The 26,761-nt window shown below is 68.6% G+C and carries 25 protein-coding genes; 12 read left to right on the forward strand and 13 right to left on the reverse strand.

Annotated elements, in window-relative coordinates; translation table 11 throughout:
- Window positions 1-31: 31 nt before the first annotated feature.
- On the forward strand, window positions 32-1,072 hold the full coding sequence (add, locus tag C2868_RS13335; protein ID WP_100812624.1) for an adenosine deaminase: 1,041 nt from the start codon (window positions 32-34) through the stop codon (window positions 1,070-1,072).
- A gap of 15 nt (window positions 1,073-1,087) precedes the next feature.
- Window positions 1,088-1,705 (forward strand): helix-turn-helix domain-containing protein, encoded by a 618-nt coding sequence (locus C2868_RS13340; RefSeq protein ID WP_100812625.1) that lies wholly within the window; start codon window positions 1,088-1,090, stop codon window positions 1,703-1,705.
- A gap of 96 nt (window positions 1,706-1,801) precedes the next feature.
- Here C2868_RS13340 and C2868_RS13345 read toward each other — a convergent pair whose 3' ends face one another.
- Both C2868_RS13345 and fdhA read right to left on the reverse strand, forming a co-directional pair.
- Complete coding sequence (locus C2868_RS13345) at window positions 1,802-2,203, reverse strand: heme-binding protein (protein ID WP_036297211.1); 402 nt, start codon at window positions 2,201-2,203, stop codon at window positions 1,802-1,804.
- Window positions 2,204-2,251: 48 nt separating this feature from the next.
- Window positions 2,252-3,472, reverse strand: a complete 1,221-nt coding sequence (gene fdhA, locus C2868_RS13350) for a formaldehyde dehydrogenase, glutathione-independent (RefSeq protein ID WP_100812626.1) — start codon at window positions 3,470-3,472, stop codon at window positions 2,252-2,254.
- Window positions 3,473-3,633: 161 nt separating this feature from the next.
- Between fdhA and C2868_RS13355 the strand changes: the two genes are divergently transcribed.
- A complete protein-coding gene (locus C2868_RS13355; protein WP_232711374.1) occupies window positions 3,634-4,953 on the forward strand; it encodes a LuxR C-terminal-related transcriptional regulator in 1,320 nt (439 codons plus the stop codon).
- On the opposite strand, the gene C2868_RS13360 is transcribed toward C2868_RS13355, so the two are convergent.
- From C2868_RS13360 to C2868_RS13375, 4 genes are all read right to left on the reverse strand, one after another.
- A complete protein-coding gene (locus C2868_RS13360; protein WP_100812627.1) occupies window positions 4,903-7,761 on the reverse strand; it encodes a molybdopterin-dependent oxidoreductase in 2,859 nt (952 codons plus the stop codon). The genes C2868_RS13355 and C2868_RS13360 overlap by 51 nt on opposite strands.
- Complete coding sequence (locus C2868_RS13365) at window positions 7,758-8,624, reverse strand: FAD binding domain-containing protein (RefSeq protein ID WP_100812628.1); 867 nt, start codon at window positions 8,622-8,624, stop codon at window positions 7,758-7,760. The genes C2868_RS13360 and C2868_RS13365 overlap by 4 nt, the downstream gene beginning before the upstream one ends.
- 244 nt (window positions 8,625-8,868) lie before the next feature.
- The gene (locus C2868_RS13370) at window positions 8,869-9,648 is read right to left on the reverse strand and encodes a nucleoside phosphorylase (protein ID WP_157814041.1); all 780 of its coding nucleotides are present in this window, start codon (window positions 9,646-9,648) and stop codon (window positions 8,869-8,871) included.
- A gap of 134 nt (window positions 9,649-9,782) precedes the next feature.
- Window positions 9,783-10,895, reverse strand: a complete 1,113-nt coding sequence (locus tag C2868_RS13375; RefSeq protein WP_100812630.1) for an XdhC family protein — start codon at window positions 10,893-10,895, stop codon at window positions 9,783-9,785.
- 49 nt (window positions 10,896-10,944) lie between these two features.
- On the opposite strand from C2868_RS13375, the gene C2868_RS13380 reads away from it, so the two are divergent.
- A complete protein-coding gene (locus tag C2868_RS13380) occupies window positions 10,945-11,559 on the forward strand; it encodes an NTP transferase domain-containing protein (RefSeq protein ID WP_198519629.1) in 615 nt (204 codons plus the stop codon).
- Between the two features lie 29 nt (window positions 11,560-11,588).
- Here the strand turns inward: C2868_RS13380 and C2868_RS13385 are convergent, their stop codons facing one another.
- From C2868_RS13385 to purS, 3 genes are read right to left on the reverse strand one after another with little or no spacing between them, the layout of a single operon-like run.
- Window positions 11,589-12,524, reverse strand: a complete 936-nt coding sequence (locus tag C2868_RS13385; protein WP_100812631.1) for a 2-hydroxyacid dehydrogenase — start codon at window positions 12,522-12,524, stop codon at window positions 11,589-11,591.
- Between the two features lie 40 nt (window positions 12,525-12,564).
- A complete protein-coding gene (gene purQ, locus C2868_RS13390; protein WP_100812632.1) occupies window positions 12,565-13,272 on the reverse strand; it encodes a phosphoribosylformylglycinamidine synthase subunit PurQ in 708 nt (235 codons plus the stop codon).
- Window positions 13,269-13,562, reverse strand: coding sequence for a phosphoribosylformylglycinamidine synthase subunit PurS (gene purS, locus C2868_RS13395; RefSeq protein ID WP_100812633.1), 294 nt, complete (start codon window positions 13,560-13,562; stop codon window positions 13,269-13,271). The genes purQ and purS overlap by 4 nt, the downstream gene beginning before the upstream one ends.
- A gap of 328 nt (window positions 13,563-13,890) precedes the next feature.
- Here purS and C2868_RS13400 point away from each other — a divergent pair, with 328 nt between their 5' ends.
- The 5 genes from C2868_RS13400 (at window position 13,891) to C2868_RS13420 (ending at window position 19,804) form a co-directional block, all read left to right on the forward strand.
- Window positions 13,891-15,165, forward strand: coding sequence for an ABC transporter substrate-binding protein (locus C2868_RS13400; protein ID WP_100812634.1), 1,275 nt, complete (start codon window positions 13,891-13,893; stop codon window positions 15,163-15,165).
- 84 nt (window positions 15,166-15,249) lie between these two features.
- Window positions 15,250-16,278 carry a carbohydrate ABC transporter permease gene (locus C2868_RS13405; protein ID WP_374935786.1) on the forward strand — a complete coding sequence of 343 codons (1,029 nt, stop codon included), beginning with the start codon at window positions 15,250-15,252 and terminating at the stop codon, window positions 16,276-16,278.
- Window positions 16,275-17,192: a carbohydrate ABC transporter permease gene (locus C2868_RS13410; RefSeq protein WP_100812635.1), complete on the forward strand. Its 918-nt coding sequence runs from the start codon at window positions 16,275-16,277 to the stop codon at window positions 17,190-17,192. Before C2868_RS13405 ends, C2868_RS13410 begins: the two co-directional genes overlap by 4 nt.
- A gap of 34 nt (window positions 17,193-17,226) precedes the next feature.
- Complete coding sequence (locus tag C2868_RS13415) at window positions 17,227-18,684, forward strand: GH1 family beta-glucosidase (RefSeq protein ID WP_100812844.1); 1,458 nt, start codon at window positions 17,227-17,229, stop codon at window positions 18,682-18,684.
- Window positions 18,685-18,706: 22 nt separating this feature from the next.
- Entirely contained in the window at window positions 18,707-19,804 is a 1,098-nt protein-coding gene (locus C2868_RS13420; protein WP_100812636.1) for a LacI family DNA-binding transcriptional regulator, read from the forward strand.
- A gap of 9 nt (window positions 19,805-19,813) precedes the next feature.
- On the opposite strand, the gene C2868_RS13425 is transcribed toward C2868_RS13420, so the two are convergent.
- The 4 genes from C2868_RS13425 to C2868_RS17595 form a co-directional block, all read right to left on the reverse strand.
- A complete protein-coding gene (locus tag C2868_RS13425) occupies window positions 19,814-20,701 on the reverse strand; it encodes a VOC family protein (RefSeq protein WP_103663528.1) in 888 nt (295 codons plus the stop codon).
- Between the two features lie 59 nt (window positions 20,702-20,760).
- Complete coding sequence (locus C2868_RS13430) at window positions 20,761-21,693, reverse strand: phosphoribosylaminoimidazolesuccinocarboxamide synthase (RefSeq protein WP_308455399.1); 933 nt, start codon at window positions 21,691-21,693, stop codon at window positions 20,761-20,763.
- Window positions 21,694-21,790: 97 nt separating this feature from the next.
- Window positions 21,791-22,171, reverse strand: a complete 381-nt coding sequence (locus C2868_RS13435; RefSeq protein ID WP_100812638.1) for a PH domain-containing protein — start codon at window positions 22,169-22,171, stop codon at window positions 21,791-21,793.
- A 30-nt stretch (window positions 22,172-22,201) separates the two neighbouring features.
- The gene (locus C2868_RS17595) at window positions 22,202-22,996 is read right to left on the reverse strand and encodes an Ltp family lipoprotein (RefSeq protein ID WP_232711375.1); all 795 of its coding nucleotides are present in this window, start codon (window positions 22,994-22,996) and stop codon (window positions 22,202-22,204) included.
- A gap of 421 nt (window positions 22,997-23,417) precedes the next feature.
- Here C2868_RS17595 and istA point away from each other — a divergent pair, with 421 nt between their 5' ends.
- The 3 genes from istA (at window position 23,418) to C2868_RS13460 (ending at window position 26,758) form a co-directional block, all read left to right on the forward strand.
- Window positions 23,418-24,632 carry an IS21 family transposase gene (gene istA / locus C2868_RS13450; RefSeq protein ID WP_103663492.1) on the forward strand — a complete coding sequence of 405 codons (1,215 nt, stop codon included), beginning with the start codon at window positions 23,418-23,420 and terminating at the stop codon, window positions 24,630-24,632.
- Window positions 24,632-25,429 carry an IS21-like element helper ATPase IstB gene (gene istB, locus C2868_RS13455; protein ID WP_103663125.1) on the forward strand — a complete coding sequence of 266 codons (798 nt, stop codon included), beginning with the start codon at window positions 24,632-24,634 and terminating at the stop codon, window positions 25,427-25,429. Before istA ends, istB begins: the two co-directional genes overlap by 1 nt.
- Before the next feature lie 90 nt (window positions 25,430-25,519).
- Window positions 25,520-26,758 carry a sensor histidine kinase gene (locus tag C2868_RS13460; RefSeq protein WP_103663493.1) on the forward strand — a complete coding sequence of 413 codons (1,239 nt, stop codon included), beginning with the start codon at window positions 25,520-25,522 and terminating at the stop codon, window positions 26,756-26,758.
- Window positions 26,759-26,761: the final 3 nt, after the last annotated feature.

Genomic DNA, 26,761 nt, shown 5'->3' on the forward strand with positions numbered 1-26,761 from the left:
GCAGCCTCCTCCGCCCGCCCGAAAGGACACCATGACAGACACCACCGCGCTCACCGCGTTCGCCTATGGGCTGCCCAAGGCCGAGCTGCACCTGCATCTCGAGGGCACCCTCGAACCCGAGCTCAAGTTCGAACTCGCAGCCCGCAACGGCATCGAACTCGCCGAGAAGACCGTCGAAGAGGTCAAGGCGACGTACGACTTCACGGACTTGACGAGCTTCCTCGCCGTCTACTACCCGGCGATGCAGGTGCTGCAGACGGCCGACGACTTCCACGATCTCGCCTGGGCTTACCTGCAGCGGGCCCAGGAACAGGGCGTCGTGCACGCCGAGATGTTCTTCGACCCGCAGGCGCACACGAGTCGCGGGGTCCCGTTCGAGAACGTCATCACGGGATATCACCGCGCGGCCGTGCGGGCGGATGAGGAGCTCGGCATCTCGGCGGAACTCATCCTGTGCTTCCTGCGCGATTTCTCGGCCGAGGATGCCGCGGCGACGCTCGAGGCGGCGCTGCCGTACAAGGACTGGATCATCGGCGTCGGACTCGACTCGGACGAGCGCGACAACCCGCCGAGCAAGTTCTCGGAGGTCTTCGCCCGTGCCCGCGCCGAGGGCTTCCGCCTCACGATGCACTGCGACATCGACCAGGTCGGCTCGATCGACAACATCCGGTCGGTCCTCACCGATATCCGGGTCGAGCGCATCGACCACGGCACGAACATCGTCGAAGATCCCGAACTCGTCGCCATCGCGAAAGAGCGCGGACTCGGGTTCACCTGCTGCCCCGTCTCGAACTCGTTCGTCACGGAGCAGATGAAGGCCGACGAGATCGTCGGCCTGATGCGCGCGGGTCTGCGCGTCATGATCAACTCCGACGACCCGGCCTATTTCGGCGCGTATGTCGGCGACAACTACGTCGCGCTCGCCGAGCAGGCCGGGCTGTCCGACACCGACCTCGTGCAGCTCGCCGTCAACTCGTTCGAGGCGTCGTGGCTGACCCCCGAGCAGAAAGCGGCATTCGTCGACCGAGTGGGAGAGTACGCGACCGCTCACGGCGTCGCGCTCCCGGCATAACCGGGGCTCGGGATCATGCCTGCGAGTCTCGATGCGCGACCGTCCGGTGCGGACGACGCGGATGTCCGACTCGGCGCCGCGATCAGGAGGGTTCGTCACGCGCGGGGCATGACGTTGGTCCGGCTCGCCGAGACGACCGACCTGTCGCACCCGTTCCTGAGCCAGCTCGAGCGCGGGCTGGCTCAGCCGAGCCTCTCGTCGCTGCGACGCATCGCCTCGGCGCTCGAGACGAGCCCGATCGAGTTGATCGCCGAAGCGGATGCCGCGGCATCCGCTCATCCGGCCGTCGAGGTGCACCGCCACGACGAGACGGACGCGTCGGTGCCCGAAGGGTTCGCCGCGGGCGCGGCCCGGATGCTCGCGCACGGCTCCCGTCCCCTTCACCCGATGGAGGTGACGGGGGGTGCGACCGCCCCCGGCGAGGTCTTCGTGCACGCCGAGGACGAGTTCGTGTACGTGGTCGAGGGCGCGATCCACGTCGAGATCGACGGTGAGCAGTCCACGCTCGGTGCCGGGGACTCGGCGTACTACGCGGGTGGAATCCACCACCGTTGGTGGTCGGCGGGTAATGGCACCTATCGTCTGGTCGTGGTCAAGCAGGGTCTGCGCGGCGGCAGCGCCGGCCGCTGGTAGCCGCTGGCTCAGCGAAATACCCCTGGTGCGACGAGACACCCGGGTCAGGGGGTGTCTCGTCGCGCGAGGGGTGTTTCGGCGAACGATCGTGCCCGGCTAGAGCGCGGCGGCGCCCGCTTCGGCGACGGTCTGGTCCTGCTCGCCCGATCCGCCGCTGACGCCGAGCCCGCCGACGACGACACCGTCGCGCAGCAGGGGCACGCCGCCCGCGAAGATCGCGACCTTGCCGCCGTTCGTGGTGTGGATGCCGAAGAACTGCTGCGTCGGCTGCGAGTTGTCGCCGAGGTCCTTCGTCTGGATGTCGAAGGCGCGGGACGTCCACGCCTTGCTGATCGAGATGTCGATGCTGCCCATCCAGGCGCCGTCCTGGCGGACGTGGGCGATCAGGTTGCCGCCGGCGTCGACGACGGCGATGTTCATGGGCTGGCCGATCTCGTCGGCGCGCGCTTCCGCGGCGGCGATCAGGGTGCGGGCGTCCGCGAGGGTGAGAGCTGACATGTGGTTCTCCTTCGATCGTGAGGGTGGTGACGGATGTCGGGGGCCCGGTCAGGCTGCGATGTAGCCGTTCGGGTTGAGCACGTACTTGGTGGCGGCGCCCGCATCGAACTCGGCGTAGCCGCGCGGTGCGTCCTCGAGCGAGATCGCGGTGGCGTTGACGGCCTTCGCGATCTGCACCTTGTCGTGCAGGGTCGCCATCATCAGCTGCCGGTTGTACCGCATGACGGGGCACTGCCCGGTGGTGAACGAGAGCGACTTCGCCCAGCCGGTGCCGAAGCTCAGCGACAGTGAGCCCTTCTGCGCCGCCTCATCGGCCGCGCCCGGGTCGCCGGTGACGTAGAGACCCGGGATGCCGATGGCCCCACCCGCGGCCGTCACGTCCATGAGCGAGTTGAGCACCGTGGCGGGGGCCTCGGCCGCGTCCGCGCCGTGCCCCTGACCCCGCGCCTCGAACCCGACGGCGTCGACCGCGGCGTCCACCTCCGGGACACCGAGCAGCTGCGCGAGCTGGTCGGGCACGTCGCCGTCGCCGACGTTGATGGTCTCGCAACCGAAACTGCGCGCCTGCGCGAGTCGCTCCTCGTTCAGGTCGCCGACGATGACGACGGCCGCGCCGAGCAACTGGGCGCCGACTGCCGCGGCGAGGCCGACCGGCCCGGCGCCTGCGATGTAGACGGTCGATCCGACGCCGACTCCCGCCGTGACGGCGCCGTGGAACCCCGTCGGGAAGATGTCGGAGAGCATCGTCAGGTCGAGGATCTTCTCGAGGGCCTGCTCACGATCGGGGAAGACGAGGGCGTTCCAGTCCGCATAGGGCACGAGGACGTACTCGGCCTGGCCACCGACCCAGCCGCCCATGTCGACGTACCCGTAGGCGCTGCCGGGACGGTCCGGGTTGACGTTCAGGCAGATGCCCGTCTTGCCTTCCTTGCAGTTGCGGCAGCGGCCGCACGAGATGTTGAACGGCACCGAGACGATGTCTCCGACCTTGACGAACTCGACGTCGGGACCGACCTCGACGACCTCGCCGGTGATCTCGTGACCGAGGACGAGGCCCGCGGGCGCCGTGGTCCGTCCGCGGACCATGTGCTGGTCCGACCCGCAGATGTTGGTGGCGACCGTCTTGAGGATGACGGCGTGCGGAAGCTTGCGCCCGACGTTCGCGGGGTTCACGCCCGGTCCGTCCTTCAGCTCGAAGGTGGGGTACGCGGTGTCGATGACCTCGACCTTGCCCGGACCCTTGTAGGCGACGGCGCGGTTGTTCGTCATGGGGGTTCCTCCTCGAACGTTCGGGCCGCGCGCGTCGGGTCGACCTCGGCGGCATTCCCCAGCCTGGGCCACACGTTTCGGTAGCACCATCGGCGGTCGGGGTAGTTCGCACTACCCATTCGGGTAGCGCGGATCCCGCCAGCGCCGGTTAGCATCGACCGATGGCGCCGAAAAGAGCCAAGAGGCGCGAGCTCGCCGCCGAGGGCCCTCGGGCTGCGACGGCGATCGCGGCCCTCGCCGAGATCGTGGCGGCACCCCTGCCCGAATTGACTCGCGCGCTCTCGGCATATCTCGCGCCGACGATCCCCCACTCCGCGCTGATCATCCTGGCGGAGGACGACGTGAGTCATCCGCTCAAGCACTACGGCGATGCGGCCCTCGCATCTCGGGTCGTCCTCTCCGAGATGGTGGTCGCCAGGGGATCGCTGGATGGCTCGGGTGTACGCCGCGATCGGGTCATCCTCGGCGGCGAGCCGCGCGAGGCGATCCTCGCGCTCGCCGAGACCGGACCGCTCCTGGTGCTCGTCGATCCCGGCACAGCCCTTGCCGCTGACGCCGAATACGGAGGCGGGGCAACCCTCGACGAGGACCTGCTGCACCTGTGGCGCATCGTGGCGATCCGGATCCGGCAGCCCGCTCGCGAAGCATCGCCGAGCTATCTGCTCGAGTCCCGCGCGGCGGCCGGGGTTCGCGCCGAGGTCGTGGCCGAACTCAGCGACAGTCACTCGCGCACACTCGAGTCGCTCCTCGCGGTGCTGCGGTCGCCCTCCACCGACGACCACGCCGCGCGGCAGGCCGCCGTCGGCGTCGCGGCTCGCGCGATGGTCCAACTGCGCACGTCGACGGACCTGGTCCGCACCTTCACGGAAGAGCCCGTGACCTCGGCGTTCGAACGCCTGCGCGATGACCTGGTGCCCCTCGTGCGCTACCGGGACGTCGACGTGCAGTTCGTCGAGCCACCGGTGGACGGACGCGCGCTGCCGAGCGAGATCGCGCACGGGGCGCGGGCGATCGTGCGCCGAGCGATCCTGGCGTCCGTCGACCAACCCGGCACGTCGCGCGTCCGCGTCAAATGGGACTGCGACGGCCGGAATCTGTTGATCAGCGTGCGGGACGACGGTCCGGGCGACGAGTCGCTCGGCCACGAGGCGCTCGACGAACTGCGGCAGCGTGTCGCGGCGGTCGACGGCGAGATGACGCTCGCGGTCACGCAGGGGTGGGGATCCGAGCTCTCGGTCGTCATGCCCCTCGATCCTCCCCACACGCACGGTGACGACCCCCTCATCGCCCGGCTCGGCCCGCGGGAGCTCGAGATCCTCGAGCTCATGACGCAGGGCCTGCGGAACCGGGCGATCGCGGCGCGACTGGGCATCAGCGAGAACACGGTCAAGTTCCACGCCTCGAAGGTCTTCCGCAAGCTCGGTGTGGGCTCACGCTCCGAGGCGACCGCCCTCATCGCCGCCGGACGCGCCCACCGCTGACGGCTGCTGCGCGAGCCGCCACACGCGGTCGCGCGAGAACGGCTGCTCGTACGGTCGGCGTCCGAGGGCCCGCGCGATCGCGTTGCCGATCGCCGGTGCGACGGGGTTGTACGGCGATTCGCTCATCGACTTGGCGCCGAAGGGACCGAGCTCGTCGCTCGTGTCGGCGAAGTACACCTCGGTATCGGGGATGTCGGCGAACTGCGGCACGCGATAGGTGCGGAACATCGGATTGATCACCACACCATCCGCGTCGATCATGACCTCTTCGTAGAGCGCGCTCCCCACTCCCTGGGCGACACCACCCTCGATCTGACCGCGGCACTGCGCGGGGTTCATGACGAAGCCGGCGTCGGCGGCGTGTACGGACTGCAGGATGCGTACGGTTCCGGTCGACGGCTCGACCGCGACCCGTACCGCGTGGACGTCGAAGGCGAGCGAGCGCTCCTCGCCGTACTCCTCGCCCGTCGCGCTCACCCCCTCGGGGTTTCCTCCCGCGCCCGCCGCGACGATCTCGGCGAGCGTGACGACCCCCGCCGGGGTCTGCACCCCGTCGGGCAGCGGCGTGCAGGCATCCGCGTCGACTCCGCGGAGAGCCGCCGCGATGCCGACGATGCGGTGACGCAGCGCCATGCACGCCGCGTGGGCGGCCTTGCCCGCGACGGTCGTGCCGGCGGAGGCGAACGCGCCGGTGTCATGACTGACGCCGTCGGTGTCGGCGTGGATCAGCGACACCCGCGATCCGTCGACACCGAAGACGGATGCCGCGATCTGGCGCTGCACGGTCGTGGTGCCGTTGCCGAACTCCGCCGTGCCGGTGCGCAGCACGTAGGTTCCGTCCGCCCGGAGGGTCGCGGTGGCGTGGGCGACGTGACCGCGCGGAGCCATGGTCGCGATCAGGGTCGACGCCATCCCCTCCCCGACGAGCCAGCCCTCCGGTGCGGCAACCCCGTTGCCCCGAAGCAGGGCCTGCTGCGCGAGATCGAGGCACTGGTCGAGGCCGTAGCTGCCCCAGCGCACGTCGGGTTCGGGTTCACCGTGCCACGCGAGCAGCGGATCGCCGTCGCGGACGGCGTTGCGGCGGCGCAGCTCGAACGGGTCGATGTCGAGTCGTTCGGCGAGGATGTCGAGCGCGGATTCGACCCCCAGCTGCACCTGCCCGAGGCCGTACCCGCGGAAGGCACCCGAGGGCACGTTGTTCGTGTACACGGCCTCGGCATCGACCCGCTTCACGGGGGCGCGGTACAGGCTGATCGACTCGGAACAGCCGTGGAACATCACACCGATCGCGTGGTTGCCGTAGGCGCCGGTGTCGCTGAGGACGTCGAGCTTGATCGCCGTCAGCGTGCCGTCCGCGTCCGCTCCCAGTTCGACCGACACCCGCATCGGGTGCCGCAGCGCGGCGCGCTGGAACTGGTCGGTCCGCGAGAACTCGTAGGCCACGGGGCGACCCGTGCGCAGCACGGCGAGGGCGACGAGGTCTTCCGTGAAGATCTCCTGCTTGCCGCCGAACCCCCCGCCCACGCGCGGGGCGTAGACGCGCACGCTCTCGCGCGGCAGGTCGAAGATGTGCGCGATCTCGTCGCGGGTCAGGAACGGAACCTGCGTGCTCGATCGGATGACCAGCCGCTCGTCGTCATCGATCCAGCCGACCGCCCCGTGCGTCTCGAGCTGTGCGTGGCTGACCCGTGCGGTCTGCCACGTGCCACCGACGCGCACGGCGCTCTGCGCGAGGGCCGCGTCGACGTCGCCGCCGTAGCCGGCGTGCAGGGCCGCGACGACGTTGCGGGATGCATCTGCCACACGATCGGTAGCGGTTCGGGCGGCGTGCAGCAGCGGGGCCCCCGGTGTGCGCGCGGCCTCGGCATCGAAGACGGCCGGCAGGATCTCGTAGTCGATCTCGATCAGCCGGCAGGCCGCTTCGGCCGCCTGGGATGTCTCGGCGACGACGGCCGCCACCCGCTGGCCGACGTGCCGCACGACGTCGTCGAGGATGCGGGTGTCGTCGGGGTCGTCGCTGCGGTGCTCGTGTCTGGCGGTCGAATACCGGACGTCCGGGACATCCTCGTGGGTGAAGACGGCGACCACGCCGGGAACCGCGCGCGCGGCCGCGGTGTCGATCGCGCGGATCCGCGCGTGCGCGTGCGGCGAGGCCGCCACCCGCAGGACGAGAGCGCCGGGCACGGCTTCGTCGAAGGTGTACGGCTCGCGCCCCTGAACCACGCGGCGGGCCGGCTCGGGTGAGACCGAGCGTCCCACGCCCGATGCAGCCGGATCGGCCGGGGAATCACAGGAGCCCGTGCCGGAACACGCGTCACCGCACACGGATGGCTCGGGACGTGCGTCCGGCTCCGCCGCCTTCGCCTTCCGCCCCGTCTCGCGCACGGCGCCGACGATCGCCTCGCGGAGCGGGCGATAACCCGTGCAGCGGCAGAGGCTGCCCTTCATCCGCCGATCGAGGTCGGGCAGGTCCCCGTCGGTCAGCGTCGATGCCGTGACGCTCATTCCGGGCGTGCAGAAACCGCACTGGAAGCCGAAGTGCTCGATGATCGCCTCTTGCACGGGGTGCAGCTCGTCGCCGGGCGCGAGCCCCGCCGCCGTCGTCACCGTGCTGCCGTCGATCCGCATCGCCGGGATGATGCAGGAGTGGACGGGCGCGCCGTCGAGGATCACGGCGCACGCACCGCAGTCGCCCGCGTCGCACCCCTTCTTGACCTCGGTGTGGCCGTGTTCGCGCAGCAGTGTGCGCAGGCACTGACCCGGCCGGGGATCGACCTCGATCGGCGTTCCGTTGACATCGAGTCTCATGCGGCGAACCCCGGGCCGGCGGGCTCCCGGTCGGCGCCCGCGGCGAGCTCGCGGCGGACGCGCTCGCCGAGCTCGATGGTGACCCCGCGTCGCCAATCGGCCGAACCGAGCGGATCCGTGTAGAAGTCCGGCGCCGACGCGATGTCCGCTGCCAGCTCGCTCGCCGCCGGAATCGCCGGGTAGCGCAGCACGGTCGGAGTCAGCGTCGCGGCGGTGACGGTGAAGACGGTCGTGTCGTTGTCATCGATGCGTCCCGTCACGACCGCACCCGAGCGCCCCAATTCGGCGAGGGCGATCTTGCGCATGAGGGCGCGTGAGCGGAGCGCCGATGCCGGGATTTCGACGGCCCGGAGCACCTCGCCGTGGGCGAGCGCGTTCGTGCCGTTCCCCGTCATCAGTTCGGCGACGGGGGTGCGACGCTCCCCGCCGTCGGGGGTCCAGATCACGGCGTCACCATCGAGCGCAGCGGCGAGCGAGACGATCGCGCCCGCAGAGAACGAGCGGCATACGTTGCCGCCGACGGTCGCCGTGTTCCAGATCTTGAATGAGGCCAGCAGGGCGTTCGCGGCGACGGGGAAGAGCGCGACCGCGGACCAGTCGCGCGGGGCCACGGCATCCGTCGTCCGGCCCTCGGCGAACGCGACGAGGGTGGCGATCGTGCACGTCGCGCCGATGCGCAGCCCGTGTTCCGAGACTTCCAGGTCGGGCCAGCCCATCGTCGTCAGGTCTACGAGGCCCGTCGTGTTCGGCTGGGGCTCGCCGAAGAGCCAGGTTCCGCCGCCGAGGATGACCTCGCCCGGTGCGAGCGCGAGATCATCTCGGCGGGTCGCGCGGCGGAAGCTCGTGATGGTGTTCAGGTCCATCGGCACTCCCTTCCGCGTGTGCGTCGCCGCATCCGTCCATCCAATCAGCGCCCGATTTCGTGAGTGTTTCACGTGCACCCGCGAGTTGGGGCGCTGTGGCTGCGTTGGGGCGCGGAATCCCGCGCCCCAACGGGATTCCGACGCCCCGAGGCCGCTCTGTTGCGCCCGGGCCGCTCTGTTGCGCCCGAGCCGCTCTGTTGCGCCTGGGCCGCTCGCCTTGCTCCGCAACGCGGCGGGTGACGGGCTACAACTCGAGCTCGACCGCGGTCTCGAGCGCCGCCTCGATGCTGCGCATCCAGCCGTCCTTGAGCGCCGAATTCTTCTCGTCGTAGAGAGAGGCCCCGTCGACGAGGTTGCTCGAGGCGGCGCACACCATGCCGGCGCGCAGGCCGCGCAGCCGCGCCACGATGTACAGAGCGGATGCCTCCATCTCGACGTTCAGGATGCCCATGCGGTTCAGCTCGGCGATCCATTCCGGCGTCTCGGCGTAGAAGGCATCGTCGCTGACGCTGATTCCGCTGAAGGAATGTGTTCCGGCGGCGGTCGCGATGCGCTCCGCGTGGCGGGCGAGTGCCAGCGTCAGCTCGAGGTCCGGAACGGCCGGGAAGCCCTTCGGGAGATAGGCGTCCGTCGTGCCGTCGTTGCGGAAGCTGCCCTCGCTCACGAGCAGGTCGCCGGGGGTGATGCCGGGCTGCAGTCCGGCTGAGCTCCCGACCCGGATGAAGGACGTCACGCCCACCCTCGCGAGTTCTTCGACGGCGATGGCGGTCGAGGGGCAACCCATGCCGGTCGACGTGGCCGTGATGTGGCGTCCCTTGTACCAGCCCGTCATCGTGCGGTGCTCGCGGTTGTGCGCTACGTCGCGGACGTCCGTCAGGAACTCCGCGACGAAAGGTACGCGGAAGGGATCGCCGGGCAGTAGGGCGACCGATGAGACCTCGCCGGGCGCGATGCCGATGTGGTACTGGCGGGCGTTCAATCCGGCCTGGGACTTGTCGACGGGCGTCGGTGCGGGTGTGGACACGGGGGCCTCCGAGGATTGCTGTGACGGATGAGCCGCGGCGGTCCCCGCCCTGAGCCGCCCGGCTCGCTCCACCGACGGTGGTCGGGAGGTCATGGTTGTTAGGACACGCAGTGCGGCGAGCGTATCACCGGCGATCACAGCGGTGAGCAGGCGGGGGCGCCGGAGGGGATGTCCGAGCTCGGGGAGTCTGCGGGGGTGCGTGCGTGGATGGGACCCGTCGCTTCCCGGAGCGGGGCCCCGGTGCCCGCGTAGCGCGAGGCGATGATCTCGGCGACAGCTGCGACGGCCGCGTCTTCGGGTGTGGAGCCGCCCAGATCCAGACCGAGCGGCGAGTGCAGCCGGGCCAGGTCGGCGTCCGGCACGCCGCGTTCGCGCAGAGCCACGGCCCGCTGCGCCACCGTGCTCCGTGCCCCCATCGCGCCGACGAAACCGACATTCATGCCGAGGGCGGTATGAAGCGCCGGGATGTCGATCCGCTCGTCGTGCGAGAGCACGCAGACGGCGGTGCGCCCATCGAACGAGCCCGGCTCCGATGCGAGCGCTGCAAGGTATTCTGCGGGTTCGGCGATGACGATGTCGGATGCGTCGGGGAACCGCTCGAACGTCGCCAGCAACGGCCACGGGTCACAGACCGTGACCGTGAAACCCGCGGCGCTCGCCACCCGACACAGCGCGGCCGCGTGCTCGCCGGCACCCACGATGATCAAACGCGCGCGCGGCGCCCGGGACAGCGCGAGCCAGGATCCATCCGCGATCCGTTCGGTTTCGGAGAGGACCGCGGCGGCGTCGAGTTCTGCTGCCACAGGCGAAGCCAGGCGTGACAGGACGGATGCGTCGGCGATGATCCCGCGGTTCTCCTCACGCAGCCCGATCGCCACGGTGACGCGCTCGTCGCGTGCGGCCCTCGCGAGCGCGCGCCGGGCGATCTCGTCCTCGGGCTGCAGGACGTAGGCGAGCACGTCGACCTCTCCGCCGCACGCGAGACCGGCCGCGTGTGCGCGTTCGTCGCTGAACCCGAACCGCGCCGCGCGCGCGATCCCATCGGCGAGGACCGCGTTGGCGAGCACGATCGCGTCTCCCTCGACGCATCCGCCGGAGATCGATCCGATCACGCCGCCCCCCGACGTGATCGCCATCGACGCACCGAGCCCGCGCGGTGCGCTCCGCGCCACCCGCGTGACCGTCACGACCGCGACCCGCTCTCCCGCCGTCGACAGGGCGAGGAGTTGCGTGGCGAGTTCGAGCATGTGCCCACGCTAATCCGCCTCTGTTACGCGCGCGCTACGCTGAGCGACCATGACCGACGCGCCCCCCGAGAACGAGCTTGCGTCGACTGCGGCGATCGGCGTGGCCGGTCTGGTGCTGGCTGGCGGCGCCGGCAGTCGTTTCGGGGGACCGAAGGCGCTCGCGACGACGCCGGATGGCACGCCCTGGATCCGCATCGCGGTCGACCTGCTGCGATCGGCCGGCTGTGAGCCCGTCTGGGTGGCGCTCGGGGCCGAGGGCGAGCGGGCCGAGGCGCTCGTGCCGCAGGGTGCCGTGATCGTGCATTCGCCCCACTGGACGAGCGGGCTCTCGGCGACGCTCGCCGTCGGACTCGCCGCCGCTCGCGAAGACGGTGCGGAGGCGCTCGTGATCATGCCGGTGGACACGCCGGATGCCTCTGCGGCCGCGGTCGCGCGCATCGTGGAAGCCGGGGGTGCCCGGCCGCGGGGGATGCTCGTGCAAGCGACCTACGCCGGTGTGCCGGGGCATCCGGTGCTCATCGGTGCCGGGCACTTCGCCCCGCTCGAGGCCGCGCTGACCGGGGATCGGGGAGCGCGAGCCTACCTCGTCGCTCACGGCGTGGTCGAGATCGAATGCGGCGACCTCTGGTCGGGTGCGGACATCGACGAGGCGCCCGCGCCCTGACGGGGCGTTCGCGCTCCTGTCCTCGCGCGTCAGGATCCGTCGATCACGACGTTCAGCGGCGGCTCGCTCCGAAGCATCCGGTCGATCTGTCGACGTACGAGCCTGGCGATGCGGGGGCGCATCGCCGCCGACAGGCCGCCCACGTGGGGCACGACGAGGATGCCGGGTGTCTCCCAGAGCGGGTGTCCGGCGGGCAGCGGCTCGGGTTCGGTCACATCGAGGGCGGCGCGGATGCGTCCGCGACCCGCGTGGGCGGCGAGAGCATCGGGATCGATGAGGGAGCCGCGGCCGACGTTGACGATGAGGGCGCCATGGGGCAGGGCGGACAGGGCCGCGTCATCGATGATGTGACGCGTCGAGTCCCCGCCCGGCAGGGTGAGGATCACGATGTCGGCGTGGGGAAGGAGGTCGGCGAGCTCGTCCACGCCGTGGATGTGGACCCCGTCTTCGTCCCGGGCGCGTGACGCGACGCGGACGAGCTCGATCTCGAACGGCGCGAGGCGCTCGGCGACGGCCTTGCCGACGCCCCCGTAGCCGAGCAGCAGCACGCGTCGGTCCGCCAGCCCCGGGCTCCATTCGGGCCGCCACGCGCCGTCGTCCTGCGCGCGGACGAACTCGGGGAGGTGCCGCTGCGCCGCGAGCGCCAGCGTCACCGCGAGCTCGGAGGTCGCGGTCTCGTGCACCGAGGATGCGTTCGCGAAGACCCGCCCGGCCGGCAGGCGATCGGCGACGCCGTCGTAACCGATGGATTGTCCCTGCAGGATCCCGGTCTCGACGCCCTCCAGGCGCGCGAAACGGGACGCCCCCGACATGTAGGGGACCACGAGGATATCGATTCGCGCGCGCGGCGCGGGATCCTCCATCGTCCAGACGATCGCCTCGACACCGGCGGGGAGCTCGCCCAGGTCTTCGAGAGCCTCGGGGGACGGTACGGTGACGGTCAGCTGCGGCGTCGAGGCATCCATGATTCGACGTTACCGCGGCGCGTCCGCGTGCCGGCGGGGATCAGGCGTGAGCGAGGACCGCGGTGATCGCGCTCGCGAAGAACACGCGGCCGTCCTCGCCCGACCGCATCGCGGCGGGGGTGTCGGGTCCGAAGCCGGGCTCGACGGCGTGCTCGGGGTGCGGCATCAGCCCCACGACGTTTCCTCGGGCGTTCGTCACGCCCGCGATGTCGCGCAGGGATCCGTTGGGGTTCACGCCGACGTAGCGGAACGCGACCTGCCCCTCGCCCTCGATGCGGTCCAGCGTCTCGTCGTCGGCGATGTATCCGCCGTCGCCGTTCTTGAGCGGGATCACGATCTCCTGCCCGGCGTCGAAGCCGCTCGTCCAGGCCGTGTCCGCGTTCTCGACGCGCAACCGCTGGTCGCGACGGATGAACTGCTGGTGGGCATTGCGGATGAGCCCGCCCGGCAGAAGATGAGCCTCGACCAGCATCTGGAAGCCGTTGCAGATGCCCAGAACGGGCATCCCCTTCTCCGCGGCGTCCCGGATGTCGGACATGATCGGCGCGTGGGCGGCGATCGCGCCGGCGCGCAGGTAGTCGCCGTAGCTGAAGCCGCCGGGCAGGACGAGCGCGTCGACCCCGTTCAGGTCGTGATCGCCGTGCCAGAGGGCGACGGGTTCCGCGCCGGCGATACGGACCGCGCGGCGCGCATCGACGTCGTCGAGAGACCCGGGGAACGTGACGACGCCGATGCGTGGGCGGCTCACTCGGCCACCGTGCTTCCGACGACCGTGCTTCCGGCGACCGTGCCGTCGACGACCGTGATCTCGACGACGTCCTCGATGACCGAGTTCGAGAGGATCTCGTCCGCGACACGACGGGCGCTCGCGAGAACATCTTCCGTCACGTCGCCGTCCACGGTGAGTTCGAACCGCTTGCCCATGCGGACGGCGCTGAAGTCGGTGACACCGAGGCGCGAGAGCGCGCCCGTGACGGCCTTTCCCTGCGGATCGAGAAGCTCAGCCTTGGGCATGACGTCGACGACGATGGTGGGCATGTGAGAGCTCCGGCTGTCGGGGGCGGGGTGCCCGTCCAGTCTACGGCCGACAGCTGTCGGGGTCCGTGTCGACGTCAGTGGCACCTGCAGCGGGGTGTGATTCGACGGGTCCTGCGCGCTCGCACGCTGCGCTGAGGGGGCGCATCCGGTCGCTCGACGTCCGTGATAAAAATGTGATCTTCATATGGGAGCGCTCTCTTGAATACGTGGGATCGCTCCCATAACGTGTCATCACCGAATGGGAGCGATCCCACGGACACACATGGCGGCGGGAACGAGCCCGGCGTCACGCCTGCAATACACAACGACCCATCACGAAGGAGTGACAGTGAATTCACGCGCCATGCGCCGGAGTGCCGCAATCGTCGCCGCATTTTCCGCTTCCGCAATCGTTCTCGCCGGTTGTGCCGGTGGAGGGAGTGGCTCGCCGTCGGGAGACTCGGACGGCAAGACCACGCTCACGATCGCCACGTTCAACAACTTCGGGTACACGGATGCACTCCTGCAGGAGTACATGGATGAGAACCCCGACATCAAGATCGTGCACAACAAGGCCGCCGAGTCCGGCGACGCTCGCGCCAACTACTTCCAGAAGCTCGGCAAAGAGGGCCTCGCCGACATCGAGGCCGTCGAGATCGACTGGTTCGCCGAGGCCATGCAGTACTCGGATTTGCTCGCCGAGGTGCCGGACAGCGCGAAGGGGCGCTGGCTGGACTGGAAGGAAGCGGGCGCGACGGACGGCGAGGGACGACTCGTCGGCTTCGGCACCGACATCGGCCCGCAGTCCATCTGCTACCGCGCCGACCTCTTCGGGGCCGCCGGACTGCCGACGGATCGCGCCGAGGTCGCCGCGCTCTTCGAGGGCGACTGGAACCACTTCCTCGACATCGCGGACCAGTACAAGGCCGCGACCGGCAAGCCGATGATCGACTCGGCCAACTCGGTGCTGCAGGGCATCGTCAACCAGATGGAGTACACGTACGACGAGCCCGACGGCACTGTCATCGCGACGACCAACCCCGACATCGCCGATGCCTACGAGCTCGTGGTCGACCGGGCCATCCCGAATGCCGCGTACGCCGGCCAGTGGAGCGATGACTGGAACGCCTCGATGACCAACGGCGAGTTCGCCGCGATGCTCTGCCCGGGCTGGATGCTCGGCATCATCTCCGGCAATGCCCCCGACGTCACGGGATGGGATGTCGCGGACGTCTTCCCCGGCGGCGGAGGCAACTGGGGCGGTTCGTACCTGACGGTGCCCGCGAACGGGGCCAACGTCGACGCGGCGCTCGCGCTGGCCGACTGGCTGACCGCGCCCGAGCAGCAGCTGAAGGCGTTCGTCGAAGCCGGCACGTTCCCGAGCCAGGTCGAGGCGTACACGAACCCCGAGCTGACGGACTTCGTCAACCCGTACTTCAACGATGCACCGACCGGCGAGATCGGCGCCAACCGCGCCGAGGCCGTGACGGTCGCCCCCTACAAGAGCGCGAGCTACTTCAAGTACCACGACGCTCTCCAGAACGCGGTCACTCGAGTCTTCGACGGTGTCGAAGACAAGAGCACCTCGTGGAACACCTGGGTCACCGAGGTCGACGCCTTCTAACGACCGGACGGGGGTGGGGCGTGCTTGCTGGATAGCTCGCCCCACCCCCTGACCGCTCTTCGACCTCACCGATACGGAGCCCCCGTGACCGCGACCGAAGCTCGCCCCGTCATCTCGTCTCAGGACTCATCCCCGCCGCCCGTCGGGCGGCCTCGCTCGGTCCTGTCGTTCAGGAACCGGCTGAGCCGGTGGGACCTGAAGCTCTCGCCCTACCTCTACATCTCGCCGTTCTTCATCATGTTCGCGATCGTGGGGCTCTTTCCCATCGCGTTCACGGCCGTCATCTCGTTGCAGGAGTGGGACCTGGTCCGCAACTCCGGCACGTTCGTCGGCCTGGAGCAGTACGTGTGGATCCTCAACGATCCGAAATTCTGGACTGCGCTGCGCAACACGTTCAGCATCTTCGTGCTGTCGTCCGTGCCCCAGTTGATCCTGGCGTTGTTCATCGCCGCGATGCTGGACCGCAACATCCGTGCGAAGACGTTCTGGCGGATGAGTGTGCTGCTGCCTTTCGTGATGGCGCCGGTCGCCGTCGCCCTGATCTTCAGCAACATGTTCGGCGACAACCACGGCCTCGTGAACAACGTCCTCAGCGACCTGGGGATCAGCCCCATACCGTGGCACAAGGACCCCTTCTGGAGCCACATCGCGATCGCCACGATGGTGAACTTCCGCTGGACCGGCTACAACGCCCTGATCCTGCTCGCGGCAATGCAGGCGGTGCCCCGCGAGTACTACGAGGCGGCGACGGTCGATGGAGCCAACGCCTTCCGTCAGTTCATCAGCATCACCCTGCCGTCCCTGCGCCCCACGCTCATCTTCGTGATCATCACCTCGACGATCGGCGGACTGCAGATCTTCGACGAGCCGCGCATGTTCGACAACACCGGCGAGGGCGGAGCCGCCCAGCAGTGGCTCACGATCACGCTGTACCTCTACAACATCGGCTGGGGCGAGTTCAACTTCGGCCGCGCCGCGGCGCTCGCCTGGATCCTGTTCGCCATCATCCTGGCGATCGGTCTCATCAACCTGTTCATCACCCGGCGCCTGGTGCGCGACGAGGGCGGGCGCGGCGAGATCGTCCGTCGCCGCCGGAAGGGAGCTCAGCGATGACCTCCATCAGCAATCCGCCCCTCGCGATCGTCGAGGAGGGGATCCCGAACGCCAAGGCGCGGCGCCGCGGCGAGCGTGTGACGAAGATCCGCGGCGTCCGCGCCGGCATCTGGGTCTACATCGGCCTGGGAGTCGTCGCCGTGGCGGCCATCTTCCCCTATTACTGGTCGTTCCTCATCGGGTCCGGAACCGCATCCACGATCAACGACCCCAACATGTCGTGGATCCCGGGCGGCAACTTCATCGCCAACGCGCTGTCGGTGGTCGGCGATCCGGCCGTCAACTTCTGGTTGGCGCTCTGGAACTCCATCTTCAGCTCGACCGTGATCGCCGCGTCCGTCGTGATGTTCTCGACGCTGGCCGGCTGGGCGTTCGCGAAACTCCGCTTCCGCGGGGGAAAGTGGCTCCTCGCTTTCGTGGTGGCGACCATGGCCGTTCCGATGCAGCTGGGTGTCGTCCCGCTGTACATCCTGTTCGCCGACCTCGGCTGGACGGGGACCATCGGTGCGGTCATCGTGCCCGCGCTGACGAGCGCGTTCGGTGTGTTCTGGATGACGCAGTACCTCAATCAGGCGGTACCCGACGAGCTGATCGAGGCAGCGCGGGTGGATGGGGCATCCATGCTCCGCACCTTCTGGACCATCGGCGTGGTCGCCGCGCGTCCGGCGGCCGCCATGCTCTTTCTCTTCACCTTCGTCGGCGCGTGGAACAACTTCTTCTGGCCGTTCATCGTGCTGGACCGTCAGAGCCCCACACTGCCCGTGGCCCTGTCGTTGCTCCAGTCCAACTACTTCGTCGACTATTCGATCGTGCTCGCGGGTGTTCTGCTGGCGACGGTGCCCCTGATCTTGCTGTTCGCTTTCGCGGGTCGACAGCTCGTCAGCGGCATCATGGCCGGAGCAGTGAAGGGTTAGCATGAGCACCGACATCAGGAAGGCCCCCTCTCGCATGCCTGCAAGGACCGCGCGATCATTTCCCTCCGAGTTCCTCTTCGGAGCGGCCACTGCCGCTTTCCAGATAGAAGGCGCGGCGCACGAGGGTGGGCGCCGCGATTCGATCTGGGATGCCTTCTCGCGCGTGCCCGGCGCGGTGATCAACGGTGACAACGGCGACGTCGCGTGCGACCACTACCACCTGTACCGCGACGATGTGGCGCTCATGAAGTCGATGGGTCTGCAGACCTATCGGTTTTCGACGTCCTGGTCGCGCGTCCGTCCGGACGGGGGAGCGCTGAACCCCGAGGGCGTGGACTTCTACGAGCGACTCGTCGACGAATTGCTGGCCGCCGACATCCTGCCGTGGCTGACGCTCTACCACTGGGATCTTCCTCAGGCGCTCCAGGAGCGCGGCGGATGGACGAACCGCGATACGGCCGATCGGTTCACCGAATACGCGCTCGACATGCACGATGCGCTCGGCGATCGCGTGAACGTGTGGACCACGCTGAACGAACCGTGGTGTTCGTCGTTCCTCAGCTACACGGCGGGGATCCACGCCCCCGGCCACTACAGCAAGACCGAGGGCATGCTGGCGGCCCACCACCTGCTGCTCGGCCACGGTCAGACCGTGCGCGAGCTGCGGGGACGCGACGCATCCCTGAACCTGGGGGTCACCCTCAACCTCACGGTCGCCGACCCCGTGAACCCCGCCGACCCGGCCGACCTCGATGCCGCACGCCGGATCGACGGCCAGTTCAACCGCTGGTTCCTCGACCCGATCTTCCGGGGCGCCTACCCCGAGGACATCTTCGACGAGATCGCGGACGACGAACTGCGCGCAGCGATCCTTCCGGGTGATCTCGACACGATCTCGACCCACATCGACACGCTCGGCGTGAACTACTACCACGGTGAACTGGTCGGCGGTCACCGTCCGGAGTTCCCGCCGAAGCCGGGGGATGCCCCGACCGATCGCCGCAGCGACTCTCCTTTCCCCTCGTCCGAAGACATCTACTGGCACGAGCGCGGGCTCCCGCGCACGCCGATGAACTGGGAGGTCCAGCCCGAGGGGCTGACGCGCCTGCTCGTCCGTGTGTCGGAGGAATACGCCGAGCCGGCCGGGACGTCCCTGTTCGTGACCGAGAACGGCGCGGCCTACGACGACCATGCCGTGCTGGAGGACGGCGTGGTGCGCGTGCACGACGACGAGCGGGTCGACTTCGTGCGCGCACACCTGGGCGCGACGCTCGACGCGATCCAGGCGGGTGTCGACGTGCGCGGATACTTCTACTGGTCGCTGCTCGACAACTTCGAGTGGGCCTGGGGCTACGAGAAACGGTTCGGCATCGTGCGGGTCGACTACGACACCCAGGTGCGGTCCATCAAGGACAGCGGCCGGGAGTACTCTCGGATCATCGCGAAGCGGACGCTCGATGATGACAGGGAGCCAGCCGACGCGGTCGAGTAGGTCCCGCGAAGGAAGGCACGACATGGTCGACATCGGGACTCGCCCTGCCAACGAGCCTCGTTCCGCCGACGGGACCCGCTCTGCCAGTGGAACTCGCTCCGCGAATGGAACCGTCACGATCGAAGAGGTCGCGGCTGTAGCCGGTGTCTCGAGATCGACCGTATCGCGTGTCGTGAACGGCTCGACGTCGGTCAGTCCGGCGGCGCTCGAGGCGGTGAATCGTGCCATCTCCGACCTGAACTACGTGCCCAACCGCGCCGCTCGGTCGCTCGCGACGCGGCAGACCCATGCGATCGCGCTGGTCGTTCCCGAAGAGACGACCCGATTCTTCGGCGACCCCTTCTTCGCGGCGATCGTTTCGGGCATCAACTCCCGCATCAACAGGTCCGACTACGTGCTGAACCTGTTCATCGCCAGCGACGATCCGGGAGACAAGACGACCAGCTATCTGCGCAGCGGCAGCGTCGACGGGGCGATCATCGTGTCGCACCATACGAGCGACACCTTCATCGACCGCATCGCCGCGGCCGTGCCGGTGGTCTTCGGCGGACGGCCCGTGCGCGCCCGGGAGCGCGACTACTACGTCGATGTCGACAATGTGCGTGGCGGGCGGGAGGTCGCCGAGTTCCTCATCGGGCGGGGGTACCGCAGGATCGCCATGATCGGCGGTCCTTTGACGATGCCTGCAGGTGTCGACCGGCTCGAGGGGTTTCGTCAAGCGCTCGACGCGGCAGGGCTCGAACCCGGGCGCATCGAGGACGGAAACTTCACGGCGGATGGGGGAGCGCTCGCGATGGAGCGGATTCTCGCCGCGCCCGAACGCCCCGAGGCGCTGTTCATCGCGAGCGACCTGATGGCGCGTGGTGCGCTCGCGATTCTGGCGCGGGCAGGCATCCGGGTTCCCGAGGACATGGCGATCGTCGGCTTCGACGACTCACCGGTGGCGACGTCGGTATCGCCCCAGCTCACGACCATGCGCCAGCCGTCGTTCACGCAGGGGGAACGGATGGCCGACGTGCTGCTGGATCTGCTCGCCGACCGCGACCCGCCACGCGTAACCGTGCTCAACACCGAACTCGTGGTCCGCGACTCGGTGCTTCCGGCGGCACCCGCCCGCTGAGACCCGGTCTCAGGTCTCCGCAACGGTGGCGTGAAGTGCGTTGCCCCAGGGGTCCTCGAAACTGATCGTCCGTCCGTCGTCGCGCACGGGTGTCGCGTAGTGGTCCAGCCGCTGCGTGAGCTCGCCCAGCGCGTCCGCGTGGGGGAGGGACAGGTCGATACGGCCGAGGCCCAGCGCGGGACCGCGCCGGCCTGCGCCCCTCGACCCCCACACGTTCATCGCCATGTGGTGGTGGTATCCGCCTGCGCTGACGAACAGCGCCTGATCGCCGAGGCGGATCGTGGTGTCGAAGCCCAGCCGGTCGACGTAGAACTCCTGTGCGGTGTCCACGTCGCCGACGGAGAGGTGGACGTGCCCGACGCTCGCCGGGTCTCCCGCTGTCGAGCCGGCGAGCGCGTCCTCGGTCAGGTGGGCGCGCAGGAACTCGTTCGGGTCGAGCGCGAGTGTCGCCATCTCGATCTGTCCGTGCACCCACGACCACTCGGTGCGCGCGCGGTCCCAGTACAGCTCGACGCCGTTCCCCTCCGGGTCGGTGAGGTGGAACGCCTTGCTGACGATGTGATCGGCGCTGCCGGTGAACGTGCCGGGGGCGTTGCGCGCCACGCTGTAGAGCGACGCGGCGAGTGCTGACTGCGACTCGAACAGGATCGCCACGTGGTACAGCCCCGCGGATCGCGGGGGCGCGGCGCGCAGCCCGGGAGAGTGCTGCAGCACGAGGATCTCGTGACCCGCGCGGCCGAGCGTGACCTCGTCGCCCTCGGCTCGGAGCACCTGGAGTGTGATCACATCGCGGTAGAACCGCGTCATCGCGTCGAGGTCGCCGACCCGAAGGGTGACCGGCCCCATCGCGGTGTCCGCGGCGATGCGACTCGGTCGAGCGCCGGATTTCGTATTCATGTGAATATGCAACGGATGGTCCGTCTCGCGCATTCCCCGCGTGCCGCGACGTCCAGCGCCTAGCGTCCGCCGGTCAGGCGATCGAGCAGCTCGCGGTAGCGGTCGGCCGTGCGCACGACGATCTCGTCGGGGAGCTCCGGGGGTTCGCCCGTCCGGTCCCAGTTCGCCGCGAGCCAGTCGCGCACGATCTGCTTGTCGAAGCTCGCCATCCGCTCGTTCGGGGTGCCCCCGCGCGCCCACGCTTCGGCATCCCAGTAGCGCGACGAGTCGCTCGTGAGGACTTCGTCCGCGAGGCGCAGCACGCCCTCGGCGTCGGTGCCGAACTCGAACTTCGTGTCGGCGAGGATCAGACCGTGCGCGGCGGCGCGGCGGGCGGCGCGCTCGTAGATCTCGAGCGAGGCGTCGCGGAGCGCCGTGGCCGAGTCCTCGCCGACCAGTTCAATCGTGCGCTCGAAGCTGATGTTCTCGTCGTGTTCACCGAGTTCGGCCTTGAACGCCGGTGTGAAGATCGGCTCGGGCAGGCGATCGCCGTTCTGGAGACCTGAAGGCAGGGGGATGCCGCAGACGGTGCCGGCCTCGCGATACTCCGCCCACCCCGACCCCGTCAGGTATCCGCGGACGACGCACTCGATCGGCAGCATGTCGAGTCGGCGTACGAGCATGGCGCGTCCCGCGACCGCGGCCGGGATGAGGCGCACCGGCTCGTCGTCGTCCGAGAGCGCCGTGTCGGGGGCGAGGTGGTTCGGCACCGCGGGGCCGCCGTCGCCGCCCGCGAGCAGGTCGAACCACCACAGGCTCAGCGTCGTCAGCAGCTCGCCCTTCTCCGGGATGCCCGGTGACAGGACGTGGTCGAAAGCGCTGACGCGGTCGGATGCGACCACCAGCATCCGCTCTGCGCTTGCACCCTCGGGGGTGTCCGCCGGGACGTAGAGGTCCCGCACCTTTCCGGAGTAGACGTGGCGCCAGCCGGGAAGATCGGAGGTGGGGGTCACCCGACCATTATCCCGTGGACGCGGTGTCCGGAGTGGGTGAACCCGCGGTCCCTCGCTGGCGAGCATGCCGCCGCGGTCGCGCCCACCCGCGTTTGTGTCAGGACCGACCGCCGCTGCTGAGGACCGCCCACGCGATGAGGCTGTCGATGCGGCGCACGTCTGCCCCCCGGGCCAGCTTGATCTTGATATGACCCGCCCGCGTCCATAACTCGACTTCGGAATTCAGATCGAGGGTGCCTGCGTTCTCTGACGACCACATATTTATCGCGCCATACGGCAGCGAGTAGATCTCGACCTTCTTGCCGGTGATGCCCTGCGCATCACGGACGATCAATCGCCTCGTCGTGAAGGTAGCTGAATCGCGGAATGTCTTGAATGAGGCCACTGCCTCCTCCCCCTGCACGAGCAGGGGGAGGACATCGGCAGGCACGGGGATCTCTTGCTGGAGAGTCCATGTCAGCATCGCCCCAGGCTCCATAGACGGTCCTTCCTTCGTGCTTCGACGGAACTAGTAGCCGACCGCGGCGAGGCCCGCGCCGATCTGCTCGGGGGTGAACCCTTCGTATTCAAGCTGGTCATAGAGCCCGTCGCGGGAGAAAGCCGTCATGTCCATGTAGCTCTTCGCCTTCTCTGCCGCCTCGGCGTTCCAGTCTGCCCCTACGTTGTCGGCTGCGAATGCGGCGTCTTCCGGCGAGAACCCTTCGTACTCGAGCTGCGAGATCAGACCCGAGCGCGAGAACCCGCTGAAGTCGAGGTAGTTCTTCGCCTTCTTTATAGCGTTCTCCTGTGCGACGGTCAGAACAGGCTTCGGCGCCTCCGCCGTAACCGGGATCTCGGCGCTTGCGTCAGCCTTGCTGCCCGCCGCGATGCTCTGCGAGACGACGGTCCAGTCGTCGCCCGTTCCTTCGGGGACGACGAGGATGAAGCCGGCTTCCTCTGCGCTAGTCCGCGCCTCGGCGACAGTCTTGCCTGTGAGCGTTGGTATTGCTGCGCGAGTATCAGCCGGTGCGGAACTCTCGTCCGCCTGCTCGAGGGCGGACGACGTTGCGGGAACGGGGCTTTGCGAGGTTGCACCGTTCGCGATGTTGCCGATCAGTCCGATGAGGAACACGGCTCCAGTCACGCTCCATGCGATGATCGGCTCCTTCCCACGCCCACGTACTTTGCGGCCTTCCCTGTCGGTCGCATTCCCGGTGAGGGTGATGATCAGGTCGATGAGATACCAGATGCCTAGTCCGCCGAGTGTTACGAGCTTCGCGATGCCCGTGCCGACCTTGCCGAGGTAGAAGCGATCAACGCCCAAGATGCCTAGGAGCCATGAGAGCAACCAGGTCGCGATGAAGGACTTGTCGCTCGCGGACGCTACACCCGAGGGTGGCGGTGTCGCTAGCGCGGGCGGTGGCGGATAGCCCCCGGGCGCCGTAGGGCCGCCTGTCGGCGGGAGCTGGGGCGCGGAGGGCGGCGGTGTGTTGTCGAAAGACATGAGTGATCCTCATCCTGGGTAACCGACGAAGGGCCCGTAGGTGAACGGTGCATGCGAACGGTAGGTCGCAGGCCCCAGTATGACGGGACGTGCGCGCCGGTCACCTCCCTCCTTCGGCCACTGTGTCCTGGTCGATCGCCCAGTCAAATGGACGCAGACGACGGAAGATGACCGCGGTGTCGGCGGCGCTCGAAAACTGGTCAGTTTCGGCGGTGAAAAGTGAACACTCGACGATTGGAGAGTGATCACTTTGGAGGACTGGGCGCTGATCCGACGGCTGGCTGCGGAGGGCGTGCCGAAGGCGCGCATCGCGGAGCGGTTGGGGATCTCGAGGACGACGGTGTTGAAGGCGGTCCGGTCGGATTCGCCGCCGCAGTATGAGCGAACGCCGACGGAGTCTTCGTTCGTCGCGTTCGAACCACGGGTGCGGGCGCTGCTGAAGGAGACCCCGGATATGCCGGCGACGGTGCTCGCGGAGCGGGTCGGTTGGGAAGGGTCGATCACGTGGTTCCGGGCGGGGGTGAAGCGGCTGCGGCCGGAGTTCCGGCCGATCGATCCGGCGGATCGGCTGACGTGGGATCCGGGCGATGCGGCGCAGTGTGATCTCTGGTTCCCGCCGAAGAAGATCCCCCTCGAGGACGGCACGACCAAGTTGTTGCCGGTGTTGGTGATCACTGCGGCGCATTCCAGGTTCATGGTCGGTCGGATGATTCCGACCCGGACGACGGAGGATCTGCTGCAGGCGTCGTGGGAGCTGATCCAGCAACTCGGCAGGGTCCCGCGCAGGCTGATCTGGGACAACGAGGGCGGCATCGGGCGAGGCCATCGACCCGCCGCCGGCGTCGCGGCGTTCATGGGGACCCTCGCGACCAGGCTGGTGCTGCTGCCTCCTCGTGATCCGGAGTCCAAGGGTGTTGTCGAGCGCCGCAACGGGTGGTTTGAGACCTCGTTCATGCCGGGCCGGTCGTTCACCTCCCCAGCGGACTTCAACACCCAGTTCACGGACTGGCTGAACCTGGCGAACTCCCGCATCGTCCGCACGATCCGGGTCGCTCCCGTGGATCGGCTCGACGCGGACCGGGCCGCGATGCTGCCGTTGCCGCCGATCCCGATCCATCTGGGCTGGCGCAACAGCATCCGACTCGGCCGGGACTACTACGTCCGCCTCGACACCAACGACTACTCCGTGGATCCGACGGTGATCGGCCGGATGGTCGACGTCACCGCCGACCTTGACCGCGTGAAAGTCCGCGCCGATGGGCGGATCGTCGCTGACCACGCCAGGGTTTGGGCGCGGGGCACCACGGTCACCGACCCGGTCCACGTGGAGACCGCGGCCCGGCTCCGCAAACAGTTCCAGACGCCCCGCGCCGCGGCGGTCGGCGATGAGCTGACCCGCGACCTCGCCGACTACGATCGGGCCTTCGGGCTGGTCACCGACCAGGAGAACAGCTGATGGCCGCGAGCAAGACGACAGACGCGGTCAAGCAGATCACCTATCTCGCCGGTGCGCTGAAAGCGCCCCGGATCACTGAAGCTGCCGGCCGGATGGCCGATCAAGCCCGGGACGCGGGCTGGTCGTTTGAGGACTACCTCGCCGCCGTCCTCGAACGAGAAGTCTCCGCGCGGAACGCGTCCGGAGCGGAGCTGCGGATCAAAGCTGCCGGGTTCCCCGCCCGCAAGATGCTCGAGGACTTCGACTGGGACGCGCAACCGACCGCGCGTCAGCAGATCGCCGCCCTCGCCTCCGGAGGGTTCCTGCTGGAAGCGCAGAACGTCGTGCTCCTGGGCCCGCCAGGAACGGGGAAGACGCATCTCGCAACCGCACTCGGGATCGTCGCCGCGAAGCACGGACATAGAGTGCTGTTCGCGACGGCGACGGACTGGGTCACCCGCCTCACCGACGCCCATCGTCAAGGCCGACTCCCGCAAGAGCTCGCCCGGCTACGCCGCTACGGGCTGATCATCGTCGACGAAGTCGGCTACCTCCCGTTCGAACAAGACGCCGCGAACTTGTTCTTTCAGCTCGTCTCATCTCGCTACGAACACGCCTCGCTGATCCTCACCTCCAACCTGCCGTTCTCCGGCTGGGGCGGTGTCTTCGGAGACCAAGCCGTCGCGGCGGCCATGATCGACCGGATCGTCCACCACGCCGACGTGCTCACGTTGAAGGGCGCGAGTTATCGACTCCGCGGCAGAGGCATCGACAGCCTCCCCAGCATCAGAACCACGACCGACGAAACCCCTGGCTAGACTGCCCGCAACTGTTCACTTTTCGAGCGCCGAAAGTGACCAGTTCTCAAGCGTCGCCGACACGCGGCCGCCCGTGCCTATGCTCAACCCATGACGATTGTCGCGAGCCACGAGGGTCGTCGATGGGCGCTCTTCAAGCGGCGATCACGGTCTACGGCGATCTTCGTTATCGGGTTGCTGCTGGACATGGTCTGCGTCATGAACGTCCCGGGCTCGGCCGAGTTCTTACCTGCGTCAGAATCGAGCCCGAAGCTCACCACGCAGGGAACTCTCCTGGTACTCCTGGCCGCCGCTTGCTGGGCCACCGTGTTCTACCGCGACAGGGCGCCTATTGTCGTGGCGATTGCCGGTGGCATCCTCCTGATGGTCGGCACGTCGTACGTGCTCGCCTTGATCGGCGCCTACCGACTTCTCCTGCGCTACCCGCAGCGCACAGTTCTGATTTCCACGGTCACCACGCTTGCCGTGGCGTTCTTCGTCGGCCGCGAGATGCTCACCGGGTGGGGGCATGCTTTCCCTTGGTTGCTCGCACGCGATGGAGTCGGCAACGATCCGAAGTGGGGCATTACGTCCATGACGGTCGCAGTGTTTTCACTCGGCGTGACGGCCGCGCTCGTGGCCTACCGGCGTGCGCGGGTAGAGGCGTCCCTCAGCCGCGTCCGGGTCGAGCAGCTGCACGAGCGCGCGGATGCGCTTGGCGAGCAGCTCGCTCGCCAATCGGAGCGCGAGCGTATCGCGCGTGACCTTCACGACGCGCTGGGGCACCGGTTATCGTCCATGGCGCTTGCTGCTGGGGCGTTCGAGTCACAGGCTGCGGGGGCGCCAATCGACCCTGCACTTGCTGAGTGGGCGCGACTTGTGCGCCGACAAGCTCATGCAGCGTTGGAGGACGTACGTGGAGTCGTGGGGGGACTGCGTCTCGAACAGGGCGAGACGTTCGCTCGGCCCGTCTCTATGCGGATGGTGGGTCAGCTGCTTGCTGACCTCCGCAGCGCAGGACAGCAGATCGAAGCCTATGTCGTCGTCGAGAGCATCGAGAGAGTAGATCCTCTGCGCGACGCGGCCGCTTTCCGCGTGCTCCAGGAGGCGCTGACGAACGCGATGAAGCATGCGACGGGTTCCACGATCTCGGTGACGGTGGATGCTGCGCCCGAGCGCGGCATCCGCGTGCGCGTTATCAACGCACTCGTTCTGTCGACGTCACATTCGTCGAGCGGACGCGTCGGCATTGCGGGAATTCGCGAGCGTGCGGCGGCCGTCGGGGGTACCGCATGGATAGGCCCGCACGAGGGCCACTTCCTCGTCGACGTTAGCCTCCCATGGCAGTGATCG

The organism is Microbacterium sp. CJ77, from assembly GCF_002911615.1.
Taxonomy (GTDB): Bacteria; Actinomycetota; Actinomycetes; order Actinomycetales; family Microbacteriaceae; genus Microbacterium.

Excerpts from the sequence above, each read along its gene's own strand:
- C2868_RS13355 (WP_232711374.1), top strand. The coding sequence starts at position 3,634 with ATGGCGCCGAAAAGAGCCAAGAGGCGCGAGCTCGCCGCCGAGGGCCCT.
- C2868_RS13365 (WP_100812628.1), bottom strand. The coding sequence starts at position 8,624 with ATGGACCTGAACACCATCACGAGCTTCCGCCGCGCGACCCGCCGAGAT.
- C2868_RS13375 (WP_100812630.1), bottom strand. The coding sequence starts at position 10,895 with ATGCTCGAACTCGCCACGCAACTCCTCGCCCTGTCGACGGCGGGAGAG.
- C2868_RS13360 (WP_100812627.1), bottom strand. The coding sequence starts at position 7,761 with ATGAGACTCGATGTCAACGGAACGCCGATCGAGGTCGATCCCCGGCCG.
- fdhA (WP_100812626.1), bottom strand. The coding sequence starts at position 3,472 with ATGACGAACAACCGCGCCGTCGCCTACAAGGGTCCGGGCAAGGTCGAG.
- add (WP_100812624.1), top strand. The coding sequence starts at position 32 with ATGACAGACACCACCGCGCTCACCGCGTTCGCCTATGGGCTGCCCAAG.
- C2868_RS13385 (WP_100812631.1), bottom strand. The coding sequence starts at position 12,524 with ATGGATGCCTCGACGCCGCAGCTGACCGTCACCGTACCGTCCCCCGAG.
- C2868_RS13340 (WP_100812625.1), top strand. The coding sequence starts at position 1,088 with ATGCCTGCGAGTCTCGATGCGCGACCGTCCGGTGCGGACGACGCGGAT.
- istB (WP_103663125.1), top strand. The coding sequence starts at position 24,632 with ATGGCCGCGAGCAAGACGACAGACGCGGTCAAGCAGATCACCTATCTC.
- C2868_RS13425 (WP_103663528.1), bottom strand. The coding sequence starts at position 20,701 with ATGAATACGAAATCCGGCGCTCGACCGAGTCGCATCGCCGCGGACACC.
- purS (WP_100812633.1), bottom strand. The coding sequence starts at position 13,562 with ATGCCCACCATCGTCGTCGACGTCATGCCCAAGGCTGAGCTTCTCGAT.
- C2868_RS13410 (WP_100812635.1), top strand. The coding sequence starts at position 16,275 with ATGACCTCCATCAGCAATCCGCCCCTCGCGATCGTCGAGGAGGGGATC.
- C2868_RS13460 (WP_103663493.1), top strand. The coding sequence starts at position 25,520 with ATGACGATTGTCGCGAGCCACGAGGGTCGTCGATGGGCGCTCTTCAAG.
- C2868_RS13415 (WP_100812844.1), top strand. The coding sequence starts at position 17,227 with ATGCCTGCAAGGACCGCGCGATCATTTCCCTCCGAGTTCCTCTTCGGA.
- C2868_RS13380 (WP_198519629.1), top strand. The coding sequence starts at position 10,945 with ATGACCGACGCGCCCCCCGAGAACGAGCTTGCGTCGACTGCGGCGATC.
- C2868_RS13435 (WP_100812638.1), bottom strand. The coding sequence starts at position 22,171 with ATGGAGCCTGGGGCGATGCTGACATGGACTCTCCAGCAAGAGATCCCC.
- C2868_RS13345 (WP_036297211.1), bottom strand. The coding sequence starts at position 2,203 with ATGTCAGCTCTCACCCTCGCGGACGCCCGCACCCTGATCGCCGCCGCG.
- C2868_RS13420 (WP_100812636.1), top strand. The coding sequence starts at position 18,707 with ATGGTCGACATCGGGACTCGCCCTGCCAACGAGCCTCGTTCCGCCGAC.